The organism is Subtercola vilae (genome assembly GCF_004923255.1).
Lineage (GTDB): Bacteria > Actinomycetota > Actinomycetes > Actinomycetales > Microbacteriaceae > Subtercola > Subtercola vilae.
This window is the reverse complement of the sequence record NZ_QYRT01000059.1, coordinates 1-15,020: the sequence shown is the minus strand read 5'-3', so window position 1 is coordinate 15,020 and position 15,020 is coordinate 1. Positions and strand designations below refer to the sequence as shown.

The following is a 15,020-nucleotide window of genomic DNA, read 5'->3' as shown; positions in this document are numbered from 1 at the left end:
TCTTCCGCGGCCGACGCTACGACACCGGCGACCGCCTCGACTACATCAAAGCCATCATCAGACTCGCCAGCGACCGCGAAGACCTCGGCCCCGACCTCCGCCCCTGGATCAAAGAATTCGCCGAAGGCCTCTGACCCGCGTGAAGTAGGGCGTCAGCTGAGGTGAAACTCGACGAACACGCTGTCTGCGGTGACCTCAGTGGTGACGCCAGTAAAGCTGAGTCTCATGAGGCCGAGAAACGGCGCCACCCGAGACGACAGCGAGCGGTCGGTGGTGAAGGCACCCTCAACGGCTCCGCGAATCGTGTCGTTCTCAACCATGAAGCTGAAACTCACGTTGTTGCGCCTCACCGACGGCTGCTCGGCCAGAAAGCCGAGAAGTACGCGCAGCGCCGCGCGTTGTGGCTCGCTGAGGCGGCGTGAGAGGTTCTGCGGGTCGATGAATACGCCAGCCAACTCGGCCAGCGGCTCAGCCAACTGGCTGTGCACCAGGCTGCGGCGCAGGCTGCTTGAGAGCTCACTGGCGCGCACCACGTCGGCGGGGGTGAGTTCGTCGCGCTGCTTGACGTCATGAAAGAACGGCAGAACATCGTCACGGAGGGGCGCGATGCTGTAGCCCAGAAAGTCTGCGACGGCTTCGCGACCGTCGATGACGTCGCGGAGCTCCCGCGCCTGCGCTGCCGAAGCCCGCAGGCCGTGCAGCTCGGCGATGAGCGTCGACGAGTAGATGGCCGCGCCCACCCCGAGAGCGAGCGTGGGGGCCGACACAATGACGAACGAGGCGATGGGCGATGTACCGGTGAGCGTTGCGAGGTGCGGCACTACCGAGGCGTTCACGACAAGCAGCCCCACTACGGTCGAGACGATGATTTCGCCCGGCGGGCGGTATGGGCCAGCGATCATGACCACGAGCGCCACACACACCGGGCCCCAGTCGTCTCGCACATTCAGGTTGGTACCGAGCTGGCTGAGCGAATTGAGCAGGCATGCGACGAGTACCAAGCCATAGACGACGGCATAGGTTCGCTGGTCGACGCGGCGGCGATAGGGCTCTGCTGCCCAGATGAAGTAGAGGTAGGCGGCAAGAAGAGTCACCAACGCAACGACCTGTAGTGCCGGCGACGAGATCTCGGTCAGATTGGTCAGCGTCAGCACGACAGCGGTGACCAGGCTGACGACAGCCACGAACACGACAAAGACCCGTGCTGTGATTCCACTCAACGGGTCGAGAGACTGTGCCGTTTCGCTGCGAACGCCGCCGAACACCTAGGTCACCGCCCCTGGGGTAGCGAGAGGAACCGACAGCAGCACAGCAGTGCCCGAGCCCGGCGTCGACCACACGCGCACGGTACCGCCCACAGATTCGACGCGTTGGCTGATCGACACGCGAAGCCCCATGCGCTGCGCGTCGACAGCACTCGCGTCGAACCCCGTTCCCGCGTCGGTGACCACGACATTGACCGTGTCGACCCCGGCAACGATGGCCACCTCTGCCTCGTTCACATTCGCGTGCTTGCTCACGTTGACGAGCGCTTGATCGACGGCTTTGACCACCTCGCTCACCACTCCGGGCTCGAGCTGGGCCAGAATCTGCGGGTCTCCGCTGATCTCCACCACTAGGCCACGCTGGCGGGCTGACCGGATGACCGGGCCGAGCCCCGAGCTCAGCACCGCGTCTCCCCCGGCCCGCGCTCGCAGGGTCGCCTCGTTGAGCAGCAGCGCCGGGTGAGTGAGTGACGCGATGTCACGCGCGAGAAATGCCCGATGGGCATCAGTGAGAGTGCCCACGTCGCTGAGCGTGAGCGCGTGCAGGTCGTTCAGCACGGTGTCGTGCAGTGCCGCCCGGGCACGGGTGGCGATACGCGACCTCTCGATCGAGCGTTCTTCGGCCAACGCGGCGAACCGCATCGTGTCTGACCCTCGATTCGCTTGCCGACGGCCGGCCGCAAGGCCGAGCAGCAGCACGATCAGCCCGACGAACGTGGCAATCGAAGGAAAGTCGATGGCGAACCTCATGCCCCCGACGTGGCCTCCGACCTGCACCGCGACCGATGCCAGCACGAACCCGAGTGAGCAACGAACGATGCTCGAAGCGAGAGTGCGACCGGCGACACCCACCACCGTCATCGCGATTTTCGGCATCGACAACAGCACCGAATCGGAGGCGAACCGGCCGGGGCCCGACTGAACGGCAATCTCGAAGGAGTAGAGGTACAGCCCCCCCCGCAGCGACGAGCATGAGTGTCAATACGAGTGCTCTGTTGCGGGTGACCAGCGCCCAGCCCACACCGATGCCCGCCAGACCGAGACCCACAAGCGCAAGAGCCACGCTGACCTGCGGCAGAACGAGTTTCAGCGCGAAGACCAGAATGAAAGTGCTGAGGAGAAAGACCCCGCTGACCCAGATGGCCGCACGACCCAACGCGTGGCTTGTCGATGCGCCCTCGACGTCTGTCGGCAGAACAAGCGACATCTCTTCCTTCCGGCGCTTCGGCCCACCCCCGAACGGGGACAAAGTCGCTCGTATTGATACTAAGCCGCATGCCGCTACTCTGAACCCCATGACGACGTCACCCGAAACCGCGTTCATCGTTCGAGTGCAGGCCACTCCTCTCGCACGCGGCCTGGTCGCCCCAGCGAAAGCGCTCAGCTTCATCGGCGAACACGCGGCCGGCTGGGTTGTGCTCGGGGTGATCGGTGCTCTCATCGACGCGCCGCACGCGTGGGCCTGGTTGTGGAGCACTCTCGCGGTCGTGGTGGCGCACGGTCTTTCTATTGTGATCAAACGCATTGTTCGCCGACCTCGGCCGGGTGCATCCGGAGGCCCGGTGACGGTGTATGCCACGGCGCCCAGCAAGCTCAGTTTTCCGAGCTCGCATGCCTCATCGACGATGGCGGCCGCTGTGGTGTTCACCGCGTTCGTTCCGTGGCTCTGGCCTGCGGCGGTCATCGTGGTGCTGTTCATGGGTGTCAGCCGCGTGATTCTGGGCATGCACTACCCCACCGATGTGCTGGCAGGGTATCTCATCGGTCTCATTGTCGGGGTTCCGACTGTGCTACTGCTGCACTAGCCCTAGTCTTAACGGGTGACAAACGCGGCGGGCGGGCCAGCAGGGCGAGCAAACCTCGAGCGTGCCGTCTTTCAGTCGCAGCTGCCGCTCGCCGCAGCAGCCCTTCTGCTCATCTGCGTCGAATTCGTCGTTCAACCATCGGTCGTCGCCAACCCGTTGTTCGTCGCGGGAGCCACCGGCATCTTCGTGGTCACGGCGCTTGCTGCCGTGGTGCCGTGGGGCCTGCTGAAGCGGCCCTGGGTCGCCGTTCTGCCCGCCGCCGACATGCTGGCCGTCACCGTGCTCGGCCATGGCAGCACCGACCTGACGACCGGCGTTCTGCTGGCCTTCCCCGTCATCTGGCTGTCGACGTATTTCGGCTTCGCCGGCACGATCGCGAGCGCAGGCGCGAGCGCCGCCCTCATCTGGGTCGCTGCGGCGCTCGGGGGGTCGGTGCACGACGAAACGGCTGTACCCGGTCTCATCGTGCTGCCGGTGACCCTCACGTTCATCGCTACGGTGACGTATCTGCGCAGCAAGCGATCGGCAGCGCAGCTCGGTCTGGTGCGCCAGCAGGCCACGTTGCTCGAGGGCGCACATCACCGGGCACGGCGCCAGGAGCAGACTCTGGATGCCGTACTCAACTCCGTCGACTTCGGCGTCGTGGCGTTCGACAGTCAGGGCCGCGAAACTCTCGCAAACAGCACCTATCGCTTGTTGATCACCCAGTTCGGCCGGCCGGTGGGCAGCGGAGGCGCGCTGCCCACCCTCTACGGCCCCGACCGCAAAACCCTCGTGCCAGAAGAGGAACGCCCCTACCGCCAGGCGGTTCTCGGCCGTGCGTTCGACGACGTCATCGTCTGGGTGGGCGAACCCGGCGGGCGTCGCAAGGCGCTCTCGGTCTCGGCGCGGCAGATTGTGGGCCCGCACGGCCAGAACGACGGCGGCATCATGGTCACCCGCGATGTGACGCGCGAGATCAACGCCATTCAGGCTCGAGACGATCTGGTGGCCTCGGTCTCGCATGAATTGCGCACGCCGCTCACCTTTATTCTCGGTTACCTCGAACTGGCGCTCGACGACGAGACGATCGCACCGAAGACGCGCGCGATGCTCACCGTGGCGTCGACCAACTCCGACCGCCTGCTGGCCCTCATAGCCGATCTGTTCACGGCGACAAGCGCCAGCGATCACTCGTTGCTCATGTCATTCACCGGGTGTGACATGACCGAGATCGTGGGCGACTCAATCAAGGCGCAACAGCTGCTGGCCGAGCAGCGCGGAATAACGCTCGAGTTGGTGACCCATGCCCCGCACCTGCTGGTGGCCGACGGGTTTCGGTTGCGACAGGTGATTGACAACCTGCTCACGAACTCGATCAAGTACAACAAGGAGAACGGCGACGTGACGGTTGCCGTCACTGCCACCTCCACAGACGTGATTGTCACGGTCACCGACACCGGCATCGGGCTCAGCGACGAAGAGCAGACACAGCTGTTCGAGCGCTATTTTCGGGCCGAGAGTGTGCGCAAGTCGAGCATCCACGGTTCGGGTCTGGGGCTCAGCATCACGCGAGACATCGTTCGCCAGCACGGTGGTGACCTCACGGTGACCAGCGAGCTCGGGGTGGGCTCGAAATTCACCGTGCGGGTGCCGGTCGAGCACCTAGAGTTGGCTTGAGGGTTACAGGGAGTTGTTATGGTGCGGCTAGATCTCGAGACCCTCTTGGTCATCAACGGAATCGTCGTGGTGCTTTCGGGCCTCACCTTCGTGATCAACACGGCAATGAGGCGCAGTGATGTTCCCGGGCGCATCTGGAGCGTCTCGTTCATCGGCGGCATGCTCGCCGCGCTCTGCTACGGAATCTGGGCCGTGAACCCAGACGCCGAAGGGATACTGATCATCGGCAATGCCGCCTATGGTCTCGTGACCGGGGCCATCTGGTCGGGTGCCCGGGTCTTCAACGGCCGAAATGCCCGGTTCGCCGTGGTGCTCGCCGGCGGCGGTGCGGTGCTCGTTGTGTCGGCACTCACGGCCTCGAGCCAGGGGCAGTGGCTCGGCTCGCTCATGCTGTTCCCCCTGGTGGCGGTCTTCGGCGGTCTGGCTGGCGTCGAGTGCCTGCGCGGGCGTCTGCGTCGCAACCTGAACGCGCGCATCGTGGCCGGCAGCATGATCATTCTCGCCGTCTTCTACGCCGCACGAACGATAGTGTTCGCCGTCAGTGGCCCCACGAGCGACCTCTTCGTCGACTACTTCAGCGGTCAGGCCGCCACCTTGCTCATCATCATGTTCGTCGTGGTCAACACCATCAGCATCTCGATTCTGCAGGCCGAACGCACCGACACCCAGGCACTCGGCGACCGAACCGTTGGCGTCAATTCGGTGGTGGGGCTCCTCTCGGCGTCGCCGTTCGCCCAGCAGTGGGAAGACTGGCTCGAGCGAGCCGAATTCAACGGAGACCGACTCGAGATGGTCGCTGTCGACATCGACAGCCTGCCCGAGATGAACACCGCCCTTGGCCGTGACTTCGGCGACGACGCGATCACGTCGGTAGCTCAGATCGTGCGGCATCATGCCCCGACGTGCACGCTCATCGGGCATCCGGGAGCCGGCCGATTCGTCATCGTGATGGTGGTCACCGGTGACGAAGCCCGCAGTGTGGCGTCGGATGTTCGCGATGCCCTCGTTGATGAACCCATCGACCAGTCGCGCGGCATACGTGCAACGGCAAGCTTCGGCGTTGTCGACACCGACGTCTTCGGGTACGACCTCGCCACCCTGAGCGCCGCCCTCGATTCCGCGACCCTCGCCGCACGCAGCGCTGGCGGAAACCACATCGTGGTGGGCCGCGCGGTGACCGCTACTTCGCGATAGCCACCGTGATGGTGTCTGTGGCCGTCTGCTTCGAATAGTCAGACGAGGTGGGCGTGGTCTGCAGCAACAGTTCGAAGGTGAACTGCAGCGTGATCTCGGTGGCGGCCGGGTCGACCGGCGGCAACACGAACGTCTCGCTGTAGCTGTAGGGCGACTTGATGAAGTAACCGGGCGCCACGGTGGCCTGGTCACTGAGCGTGGCGGGGGCGGCCAGCGCTTTGCCGTCTCTGTCGGTGACAGCCGGGCTCAGCGAGACGCGAGAGAGATAGATGCGCTGGCCCTGGTCACTGCCGAGCACTCCGATCATGTTGAAGCTGACCGGCTTGTTGGCAGAGGCCTGCCACTTGTCCATGCTCAAGGTCGAGAAGTAGTTCACGGTGAGAGCAATGTCGCCGGCCTGCAGCAGGTGCTGGGCGGTGCCGGTGGCGAGGTCGTTCACGATGGGAGTGATGGTGGCCTGGGGTGCGGGGGTCGCGCTCGGTGCTGCACTGGCGTCGCTCGCGGAGGGCACTCCAGAGGCGCTCACCTGCCAGGGTGCCACGCCGCAGGCGCTCAGGCTCGTCATGGCGGCGAGACCCAGCGACGCGGCGATGGCGGCGCGCCTCAGTCTGTTCGGTCGGGCAGAAGTGGTTGGTGACATCGAATGCCTCTCGGTGTGCGGTGAAGTGAGCCCAACCATACGGGCAGAAAACGAGTCTGAACAAGAAAATGCCCCCCTGACGGGTGTCTTGATCAAATCTTGAGGTGAAGCTGAGGTGGCCTTGGCGATTTGCTGCGGTCGGTGCTGCACACTGATCTCAACGCCGAAATTACCGCCTCACACACCCCGGGAGAAAACGATGGCCGAGAGCCTGAACCCCTACGTCACAGACACGGCCGTCGATGACGCCTACGCCAACGACTTCATCGAGTCGGTCGACTCGCTGCCCACCTATCGGCCAACCATCGGCTGTGTGATTCCGGCGTACAACGAAGAAGAGTCGATCGGCGCCGTGCTGGCCTCGCTGCTCGCCCAGAGCCGTGTTCCCGATGTCATTCACGTGGTGATCAACAACACCACTGACAAGACCGTGTTCGAAGCCGCCAAATTCGCCGGCCCCCACATGATCGAGCGCGATGGTATCGAGCAGTTCACCGAGGTCTACGTTCACGACATCGGCAAGAACAAAGACAAGAAGGTCGGGGCACTGAACTACGGCTTTCAGCTGGTTGAGGGCTGCGACTTCTTTCTCGGGGTCGACGGCGACACGACCGCAGCCACCGACGCGGTCGAGCAACTCGGCGCCGAGATCATGTCTGACAGCCGCATCGGCGGCATCTCAGCGATCTTCTCCATCGACGACACTCAGATGAAGGGCATGAGCGCCTTTCTGGTCACCGGCCAGCGCGCCCAGTTCGCGGCCTTCAACATGCAGAACATGCTGCGTGGCCGCAACATGGCTGTGTTGGGCGGCCAGTTCTCGATTTTCTCGATGCAGGCGCTTCGCCAGGCCATGGTGGAGAACCACCAGACCACCCCCTGGGTGAAAGACAGCGAGGTCGAAGACTCGCTGCTGTCGCTTCAGATCAAGAGTGCCGGCTACCTCACGAAGATCAGTGCCCAAGCCCGGGCCGACGTGGGCGGCATGACCACCATGCGCGGTCTCGACGCCCAGCAGGTGAAGTGGAACTTCGGTGCGATCGAGCTCATGTGGCCCGGCCAGCGGGGCGACACGAAGGGCCAGCCGCTTCACCCCAACCTGCGGCTGCGGTGGGTGGAGAACTTCTCGATGCTCGTCAACGTGGTCACCCGGCTCATGTTCATCGTGCTGCTGTTCTTCTCCCTCTCGATTCACGCCTTCGTGTTCAGCCCGATCTGGCTCATTCCCACCGTGGTGGCCATCTTCTTGAACCTGCGCACCGCGATGTCGATGAAGAATCGCAATTCGAGAGACATCTTCTTCGCCATTCTCTTCGTTCCCGCCGAGCTCTACATGTGGATTCGCATCGGCCATTTCGTGCGCGCCTGGAGCAAGTTTCTGAGCCGCAAGCAGGTCGACAACTGGGCCGCACAGGCCAAGGCCGAAAAGGGCCGCGGTAACGCCTACCTCGCACCACTGCTCGTCGTCGCCATCATCTTCGCCATCATGGTGGTCATCTGGTTCATGCTCCCCATCGTCGTTCAGTCGACTCTGCTCTGGATCGGCTGGCCGGCACTCGGCGTCATCACCGTGCTGCAGACCCTCGGCATGTTCGGCAAGCTCGCACGCAGACACCGCGGGTACAAGGTTTGAGTCAAGGTACGGTCATCGAGTGGCCGGTTCTGTTCGCGCTTGTGCAACAGTTTCCGGCAACTCGAGGCAAGCGCAGCTCGTTTGTCGACGACTTCATCAGCATGTGGGAGCCCCGCTCGTTTCGGCTGAAACGGGCGCTGTCGACGGGCGACCTCGACGATGCCGACGTTGTGTTGTTGAGCATCGAGTCGAGCGGTCACATGCTGGGCGCGACGACTCTCGAAGCCATCGCGGGCATGGTGCACACCTGTGTGAAGAAGGGCGACACCGCGGGCGCAGTGAGGCATCTGCCGCGGTTGACCGAGGTCGGTCACGAGACCTGCGCCGAACTCGTGCGTATTCTGGGCGACGGATGACCGGCGGCGGCCGCTCGGCCCGGCTGTTTTCGGCTCAGTCGCTCTCGGCGGCAGCCAGCCGGTAGCCGATGCCGCGCACCGTCTCGATCCAACGCGGAGCCGTGAGGCTGTCGCCGAGCTTCCGGCGAAGGTTAGCCATGTGCACCTCGATGGCCCGCTTGTCGCTCTCGCTGACGAAGTGCGCGGTCACGTAGCTCTCACCGCGCAGCAGCAGCGCGAGGTCGGCTTTGCTGCGCACCCGGCGCTGGCTCGACATGAGGGCGTTGAGCAGGTCGAATTCACTGCGCGTCAGCTCGATCACGGCGCCGTCTTTCTCGGCGAGACGCATGTCTGAGTTGACGTAGAGGCCGTTGTACTCGATCCAGCCGTCTTCGGCCGAGTACGTGTCGTGCGGGGCGGGCAGAGCCGACCCGTCTGCGGCCAGGGCAGCCGTGGTGGCCGACCCGGAGGCGTCAGCAGCGACGACCTGGGCAACCGCAGTGGCGGGCGCGGCTGCGGGCGCCTGAGGCGTGGCATCCGGAACCGTGGCGATACGAGCCGCAGCTGGTTCGTCACCGGCCATGGCGCGGGGCCGCCGCTGCATGGCCTCGATGCGTGCGCGCAGTTCACGTGGGCGAAACGGTTTGGTCAGGTAGTCGTCAGCGCCGGCCTGCAGGCCCTCGAGCGTGTCGATCTCGTCGTTGCGCGCGGTGAGCATGATGAGGTAGGTGTTGCTGAACGCCCGAATACGCTTCGCGGCCTCGAACCCGTCGATTCCGGGCAGGCTCACATCGAGAGTGGTGACCAGCGGGTTGTACGCCCGAACCGCCTGCACCCCGTCGAGACCGTTGCCCGTAGCCACGGTCTCGAACCCGGCCTGGGTGAGAACCGTCTCGAGAAGATTGCGAATATCTGCGTCGTCTTCGATGATGACGGCGACGCGGCGCTCGCTAGAACTGTCAGTGCTGCTCATTGTTTCCCCTCGATATATGAAGCGTACTGGCGCGTCGGCCGATTCCGAACCCGTTGGGGGGTCATCACCAACCTGCGTCTGCGGCGAGGGCGAGGGCGCCGGATGCCCACCATTGGCCTGCGGCAGGCCCGCCGTTGCAGGTGCCATCGCTCTCCCCCGGCGGCTTGACCCAGAGATTCGCGTCTTGATTGGTGGCCACATTCGTCTCAGAGGGTTCTGCCCCGAGCGCCCTGCCAGGCGGATTGCACCACTGACCAGTAGTGCCATTGCCGTTACGAGAAGTATCGACGACGTAGTGCGCATTGCCCGTGAGCGAGCTGATCTGTGCGGCGTAGGTCTGCTCGGCCGAGGTGGGGTTGTAGTTCGAGACATTTGTGGCAAACCCCCGGGCTTTGTTCACTCCTGCACGATTCAGCAGGGTAGCCATGTCGGCTGCGCGGCCCCATTTCGAATGGCCGGCGTCGATGTAGACGGTTGCGTGGGCCGGGCCGAGCACGTCGATGTCGGCGCTGATCTCCCGCACCCGCTCGTCGACGTTGTTGCACATCGTGGCGAGCGCCAGAGCATCGGGTTCGAGAACGATGACGGTGTTGTCGCTGTCGAGACCTGCGGCGATGGCCGCGACCCACGCGGGGTATTCGGCTGCACTCAGCCCGCCCGCCGACTGCCCGGTGGCACAGTCTCTGTTCGGCACCCCGTAGACCGTGAAGAGAGGGGTGCGGCCCACAGCCTTCGCGGCCGCCTCGACCCCGGCGACGTACGCGGTGATCGCACCCGTGGGGTGCTGTTCGGGAGTGAGCCAGATGGCGGTGGGCACTGCTGCAATGCGGCCGAAGGTCTGGGCCCCCGCCGTGTCGCCGGCGGCGAGCGCTGCGGCCGAGGCAGAGGCGGCCTTCGACAGGGGGTCGACGTAGAAATTCTCGCCGGTCAACGGGCTCACGGGGCCGGCCGAGTCGCCAGAAGCGCTGCCCGTGCCGAACGCACCCACCCCCGCACCCGCGAACGCGAAGAGCGAGGCGGCGAGCAGAACGACGGGCAGGCTCAGTGCGACTATCGCCACGATGAGGCCCGTTCGGCTGCGGTCGTTGCTGCGGTCGTTGCTGGGGTCTGTGCTGCGGTCTCTGCCCCGCTTCGGTTTCTCGAGCGGCGGACGGGGCGGCAGGGCGGTCATCAGCGCAGGTACCCGTCTTCGGCAGCCCGCCGAATCAGCGTTTCGCGGTCATCGGCTGGCCGGCCCTGAGTGGCATACGCCGATCGGATGCCCGCGAGTATCTTTCGCACGGCCTCTGGCCGCGAGTTCTGCAGCAGCGCAACCTCAACCGGATTGTGACCATCGGCGTAGAGGTTGAGAACCGCTATCTCGTCGTCGCTGAAGCGTGCCGCCGCTAAGCCGTGGGCGTCTTCGACACCGAGCGCCGAGCGCACGGCTGCCAGAACATCGGCCGCCGGGTTGGCTTTGGGAACGAACCGGGCCGCACCCGCAGCCATGATGCGATCGATGTCAACCTGATCGGTCACGGCACTCATGACCACGACCACCGCACCGGCCGCCGCGCACAGGCCGATTCGCGACTCGATGGAGATGGGCTCGGCCAGCTGGTAGTCCATGACGACCACATCTGGCGGAAAAGCGGGGTGCCTGATGAGGGCGCCCCACGATGAGGCAGAGATGACCACTTCGAAATCATGGGCGTGCGTACCGAACCAATTGGTGAGCCCGTCGAGAACCAGCTCGTGATCTTCGACGATCGCGAGCGGCCTTCTTCCCGATTTAACTGTTTCGGGTGAGGGGTTCATGTTGCGATTTATCCTAGGGCACCTGTGCGGTTGCGCCATACTGGGCAATTCGCTTGACAACTTGCTCGTACGTTTCGGGTTTGCCGTAGAAATAGCCCTGAGCGTTTCGCACGCCCACGCTCACCAGTATCTCTGCAGCCTCGGCGCTCTCGATTCCTTCGACGATGGTGAGGTAGTCGGTCGAATCACTGAAACCCTGCAGGGCCTTCACAACCTCGCGCTGGCGATAGTCGTCGAGGTCGTCGATGAGGCTTCGATCGAGTTTGATGATATCCATCGGGATACGCACCAGCGAGCCCACCGAGGAGTTCTCAGAACCGTAGTCGTCGAGGGCGATGAGGATTCCGGCGTCTCTCAGTTCTTGCGATTGACGGCGGAGATCGTCGGTCACGTACCTCAGTGAGCGTTCGTTGAGTTCGAGGCACAGTGAGACAGAGGGGTAGCGCCGGGCGAGGTCTTTTGCGAAGAGGCCCACATGGTCATCCGTTATCTGACCCACCTCGAGGTTCACCGTCATCGTGGCGATCGATGGTTCGATGAGCTGGATGGCCCGGGCCGCGGTCATCGCTTTTGCCATCACCTGGCGGGTCAGCACATCCATCAGGCCGAGGCTCTTCGCGCGTTCGACGAGGGCGCCAGGCGAAATGGCCCCGAGCTCGGGATCGGTGTAGCGCACCAACGCCTCGAAAGCCCAGATGCGGTTCTCGAGCATGTTGACGATGGGCTGATAAACGAGGGTCAGTTCGTCTTTGCCGATGGCGTCGGCGACGATGTCGTTGATGCGCGCCGAGCGGTGGGGCGAGATGTTGATAGTGCTCTCGGCAGCGGGGCCACCCTCGCGCCTGCTCTTCTTCACAGCCAGCATGCTGCGGTCGGCGTCGACCACCAGCTGGTTCGCATCGGTCTCGCGGTGCGCCGAATACGCGAGCCCCACACTGAGCACCGGGCGCAGTTCGGTCTCCTCGACGACCAAGGGGGCCTCCGTGCTCCGAATAAGCGACTCGGCCAGCTCTTTGCCCTCTTCGAGCGAGTGCAGTTCGGTGAGAATGACCACGAACTCATCACCGCCGACGCGTGCCACCACATCGTGCGGGCGGGCAGAGTCTCGCAGCCGGTCGGCAACGGTCGTGAGCATCACATCGCCCACGTGGTGCCCACGCCTGTCATTCAATTGTTTGAAGCGATCAATATCGATGAAGAGCACGGCGATCGCCGCCGCATACGCACGATTGTCGTTCGCCTTGATCAGGGCAGCCCGAAATGCGTTGTAGTTCGGCAGGCCCGTCAGCGAGTCACTGTTCGCGCGCAGAAGCAGACCCGCCATGTCTTCGGTCACCTTGGCCGCCTCGGTGGCGAGATGGGCGAGCGCCTCGAGCGCCCGCTCGTCTTCGCGGTTGAACGGAATACCGTTCAGCTCCCGGGTGGCGACGATGTACGAACTGTCGCCGGGCGCCAATCGAACCGGGTAGCCGATCTGCGCGAACCCGGGCGGCTCTGCGGCGATCTCAAGCCGGTCAGACATGATGGTCTGGCGCGCCCATTCGATGAGAATCTCACCCAGGCCGTGCTCGTGTTTCCACGGCAGGCCGAGCGCAGCATCGGTGAGCCCCTTGAGTCGCCGTTGTAGGTCACGCAGTTGCTGAAACCGAGCCAGCATGAACAGCACCGCTGCGATCGCCAGCAGAAGCACCGCTGCGCGATGGGTCTGGGCCTCTTGAAGCACGGTCGGTATCAGGGTCGTGTATGAGAAGTGGATGGCCAGCGCCATGGTGCCCACAACAAGCAGAATGACCAGCAGTCGGCGCGGGCTGAGGCTCGAGAGGCCGAAGTCACGCCGGGCGCTCCACCGGCCTTTGGCACGCGCGAACTCGAGCACGAGCACCAGCAGAAGGTATGCAAAGGTGGCCAGATAGAGGTAGAGCACGGGCGAGAAGCCCAGCTTGTCGAATTCACGAACGACCAGGCACCAGATGACCGCGCCGATCGTGGCGATGCCGCTCGCGTAGGCTGCGGCGACCAGCCTGCGCGAGTTGAACAGAGCGCCGACGAAGAAGCCGAGCGCCCACGCCGCGACCGAGGGAAAGAGCTCGTTGTGCAGTTCGGCTGTGACCAAGAGAGCGATCGAGGTGCTGACCGAAGGCAAGCCGGCCAGTCGACCGATCTGAAAGCGAAAGTCTGCGACCAGCGCTGACGAGACGAAAAGCGCAACGAAGTAGAAGACATCGACCGATGAAACCCTGGAGAAGCTGAAAACCCCCGCGACCAGAATCAGAACAGCGACCGACACAACAGGCCAGAAGAACGCACGGCGAACGAGCCGCTCGGCTGGCGCTGAGTCGCTTCTGATCTCAGACCAACCGGGGAGAGAGTCGCTCATGCCTTTAGAGTACCGCTCGGCGGTTTACCCTCGAACGCAGCACGAGCTTCGCGCCGGGTTGACGGGCTCCCGTAGATACCGGGTTGCAACAGCTGCCGCAGATAAACGAACGGCCGATGCTGCCTGCTGGGTTCAGCCCGGCGCGTCAGACGAGAGCGGCAGACCGGCCCGGGGTCGGCTCGCCAGCGGCAAGGCGGGCCGCGATGATCTCGGCGATCTGCACAGCGTTGAGGGCGGCGCCTTTTCGCAGATTGTCGTTACTCACGAACAGAGCGATACCCCGACCATCCGGAACCCCCTCGTCTTGACGAATACGGCCCACATAGCTCGGGTCGGTACCGGCGGCCTGCAGCGGGGTGGGCACGTCGGTGAGCTCGACGCCGGCCGCGACGGCCAGCAGCTCGGCAACACGCTCGGGGCTGAGCGACCGCGAGAATTCGGCGTTGATCGAGAGCGAGTGGCCGGTGAAGACGGGCACGCGAACGCAGGTTCCGCTCACCAGGAGCTCAGGAAGTTCGAGGATCTTGCGGCTCTCGTTGCGGAGCTTCTTCTCTTCGTCGGTCTCGTTCAGGCCGTCGTCGACGAGGTTGCCGGCGAACGGAATGACGTCGAACGCGATGGGGCGCACGTACTTCACGGGCTCGGGGAAGGTGATGGCGCTGCCATCGTGAACGAGGTCGAGGATTCTGCCCTGCGATACCGCAGCCTCGATCTGGGTCGCCAGCTCTTCAGCCCCGGCGAGACCGGAGCCCGAAACCGCCTGGAAGGTGGTGACGATGAGGCGCTCGAGGCCCGCCTCGGCGTGCAGCACCTTCAGAACGGGCATGGCCGCCATGGTGGTGCAGTTCGGGTTGGCGATGATGCCCTTTCGGGCCTCGTCGATGGCGTGCGGGTTCACTTCGCTGACGACCAGGGGCACGTCGGCATCCATGCGCCAGGCGCTCGAGTTGTCGATGACGGTGACACCGGCCGCGGCGAACTTCGGCGCGAGCGCCTTCGAGCCGGTGGCGCCGGCCGAGAAGAGAGCGATGTCGAGCCCCGACGGGTCGGCCGTGGCCGAATCTTCGACGGTGATCTCTTCGCCACGAAAGGTGAGGGTGGTGCCGGCAGAACGAGACGTCGCGAAGAACCGGATGCTCGCAATAGCAAAGTTGCGCTCATCGAGCAGCTGGCGCATGACCTTGCCCACTTGACCGGTGGCGCCCACGACACCCACGTGTACACCCTGCGCGCTCTGGGAGGTGACGGACTGGGCTGCTGATGAGGCGTTCACTCGTCTTCGTTCCTTCTCGTATCTGAAGCTCCCACCTTACCAACCGCCCCACCCCACCCCGCCGCCCGC

The 15,020-nt window shown here is 64.3% G+C and carries 13 protein-coding genes and 1 pseudogene; 6 read left to right on the top strand and 8 right to left on the bottom strand.

Annotated elements, in window-relative coordinates:
* Positions 1 to 134 (top strand): annotated as a pseudogene (locus D4765_RS17785) (UTP--glucose-1-phosphate uridylyltransferase); the annotation flags it as partial.
* Positions 135 to 152: 18 nt separating this feature from the next.
* Here D4765_RS17785 and D4765_RS17780 read toward each other — a convergent pair.
* The gene (locus D4765_RS17780) at positions 153 to 1,220 is read right to left on the bottom strand and encodes a hypothetical protein (protein WP_136643656.1); all 1,068 of its coding nucleotides are present in this window, start codon (positions 1,218 to 1,220) and stop codon (positions 153 to 155) included.
* A 45-nt stretch (positions 1,221 to 1,265) separates the two neighbouring features.
* Positions 1,266 to 2,141, bottom strand: coding sequence for a sensor histidine kinase (locus D4765_RS17775; RefSeq protein ID WP_136643655.1), 876 nt, complete (start codon positions 2,139 to 2,141; stop codon positions 1,266 to 1,268).
* Positions 2,142 to 2,560: 419 nt separating this feature from the next.
* Here D4765_RS17775 and D4765_RS17770 point away from each other — a divergent pair, with 419 nt between their 5' ends.
* From D4765_RS17770 to D4765_RS17760, 3 genes are read left to right on the top strand one after another with little or no spacing between them, the layout of a single operon-like run.
* On the top strand, positions 2,561 to 3,070 hold the full coding sequence (locus tag D4765_RS17770; protein WP_136643654.1) for a phosphatase PAP2 family protein: 510 nt from the start codon (positions 2,561 to 2,563) through the stop codon (positions 3,068 to 3,070).
* 15 nt (positions 3,071 to 3,085) lie between these two features.
* Entirely contained in the window at positions 3,086 to 4,729 is a 1,644-nt protein-coding gene (locus D4765_RS17765) for a sensor histidine kinase (protein WP_136643653.1), read from the top strand.
* 18 nt (positions 4,730 to 4,747) lie between these two features.
* Positions 4,748 to 5,923, top strand: a complete 1,176-nt coding sequence (locus tag D4765_RS17760; protein WP_136643652.1) for a GGDEF domain-containing protein — start codon at positions 4,748 to 4,750, stop codon at positions 5,921 to 5,923.
* Here D4765_RS17760 and D4765_RS17755 read toward each other — a convergent pair.
* On the bottom strand, positions 5,910 to 6,563 hold the full coding sequence (locus tag D4765_RS17755) for a hypothetical protein (protein WP_136643651.1): 654 nt from the start codon (positions 6,561 to 6,563) through the stop codon (positions 5,910 to 5,912). The two genes, D4765_RS17760 and D4765_RS17755, sit on opposite strands and share 14 nt — an antisense overlap.
* A gap of 199 nt (positions 6,564 to 6,762) precedes the next feature.
* On the opposite strand from D4765_RS17755, the gene D4765_RS17750 reads away from it, so the two are divergent.
* Both D4765_RS17750 and D4765_RS17745 read left to right on the top strand, forming a co-directional pair.
* Positions 6,763 to 8,196 (top strand): glycosyltransferase family 2 protein, encoded by a 1,434-nt coding sequence (locus tag D4765_RS17750; RefSeq protein ID WP_136643650.1) that lies wholly within the window; start codon positions 6,763 to 6,765, stop codon positions 8,194 to 8,196.
* Positions 8,193 to 8,552 carry a hypothetical protein gene (locus tag D4765_RS17745; protein ID WP_136643649.1) on the top strand — a complete coding sequence of 120 codons (360 nt, stop codon included), beginning with the start codon at positions 8,193 to 8,195 and terminating at the stop codon, positions 8,550 to 8,552. Before D4765_RS17750 ends, D4765_RS17745 begins: the two co-directional genes overlap by 4 nt.
* Positions 8,553 to 8,586: 34 nt before the next feature.
* Here the strand turns inward: D4765_RS17745 and D4765_RS17740 are convergent, their stop codons facing one another.
* From D4765_RS17740 to D4765_RS17720, 5 genes are all read right to left on the bottom strand, one after another.
* Positions 8,587 to 9,504 carry a response regulator transcription factor gene (locus tag D4765_RS17740; RefSeq protein WP_136643648.1) on the bottom strand — a complete coding sequence of 306 codons (918 nt, stop codon included), beginning with the start codon at positions 9,502 to 9,504 and terminating at the stop codon, positions 8,587 to 8,589.
* Between the two features lie 64 nt (positions 9,505 to 9,568).
* Positions 9,569 to 10,675 (bottom strand): glycoside hydrolase family 6 protein, encoded by a 1,107-nt coding sequence (locus tag D4765_RS17735; protein WP_136643647.1) that lies wholly within the window; start codon positions 10,673 to 10,675, stop codon positions 9,569 to 9,571.
* A complete protein-coding gene (locus D4765_RS17730; protein WP_161580491.1) occupies positions 10,675 to 11,301 on the bottom strand; it encodes a response regulator in 627 nt (208 codons plus the stop codon). Before D4765_RS17730 ends, D4765_RS17735 begins: the two co-directional genes overlap by 1 nt.
* 13 nt (positions 11,302 to 11,314) lie before the next feature.
* Positions 11,315 to 13,678 (bottom strand): putative bifunctional diguanylate cyclase/phosphodiesterase, encoded by a 2,364-nt coding sequence (locus tag D4765_RS17725; RefSeq protein ID WP_136643645.1) that lies wholly within the window; start codon positions 13,676 to 13,678, stop codon positions 11,315 to 11,317.
* Positions 13,679 to 13,823: 145 nt separating this feature from the next.
* Positions 13,824 to 14,951, bottom strand: a complete 1,128-nt coding sequence (locus tag D4765_RS17720; RefSeq protein WP_136643644.1) for an aspartate-semialdehyde dehydrogenase — start codon at positions 14,949 to 14,951, stop codon at positions 13,824 to 13,826.
* Positions 14,952 to 15,020: the final 69 nt, after the last annotated feature.

Bases quoted from the DNA above. Each gene is read 5' to 3' on its own strand.
- D4765_RS17770 (WP_136643654.1), top strand. From the start codon at position 2,561: ATGACGACGTCACCCGAAACCGCGTTCATCGTTCGAGTGCAGGCCACT.
- D4765_RS17730 (WP_161580491.1), bottom strand. From the start codon at position 11,301: ATGAACCCCTCACCCGAAACAGTTAAATCGGGAAGAAGGCCGCTCGCG.
- D4765_RS17775 (WP_136643655.1), bottom strand. From the start codon at position 2,141: ATGCCGAAAATCGCGATGACGGTGGTGGGTGTCGCCGGTCGCACTCTC.
- D4765_RS17725 (WP_136643645.1), bottom strand. From the start codon at position 13,678: ATGAGCGACTCTCTCCCCGGTTGGTCTGAGATCAGAAGCGACTCAGCG.
- D4765_RS17760 (WP_136643652.1), top strand. From the start codon at position 4,748: ATGGTGCGGCTAGATCTCGAGACCCTCTTGGTCATCAACGGAATCGTC.
- D4765_RS17755 (WP_136643651.1), bottom strand. From the start codon at position 6,563: ATGTCACCAACCACTTCTGCCCGACCGAACAGACTGAGGCGCGCCGCC.
- D4765_RS17740 (WP_136643648.1), bottom strand. From the start codon at position 9,504: ATGAGCAGCACTGACAGTTCTAGCGAGCGCCGCGTCGCCGTCATCATC.
- D4765_RS17735 (WP_136643647.1), bottom strand. From the start codon at position 10,675: ATGACCGCCCTGCCGCCCCGTCCGCCGCTCGAGAAACCGAAGCGGGGC.
- D4765_RS17750 (WP_136643650.1), top strand. From the start codon at position 6,763: ATGGCCGAGAGCCTGAACCCCTACGTCACAGACACGGCCGTCGATGAC.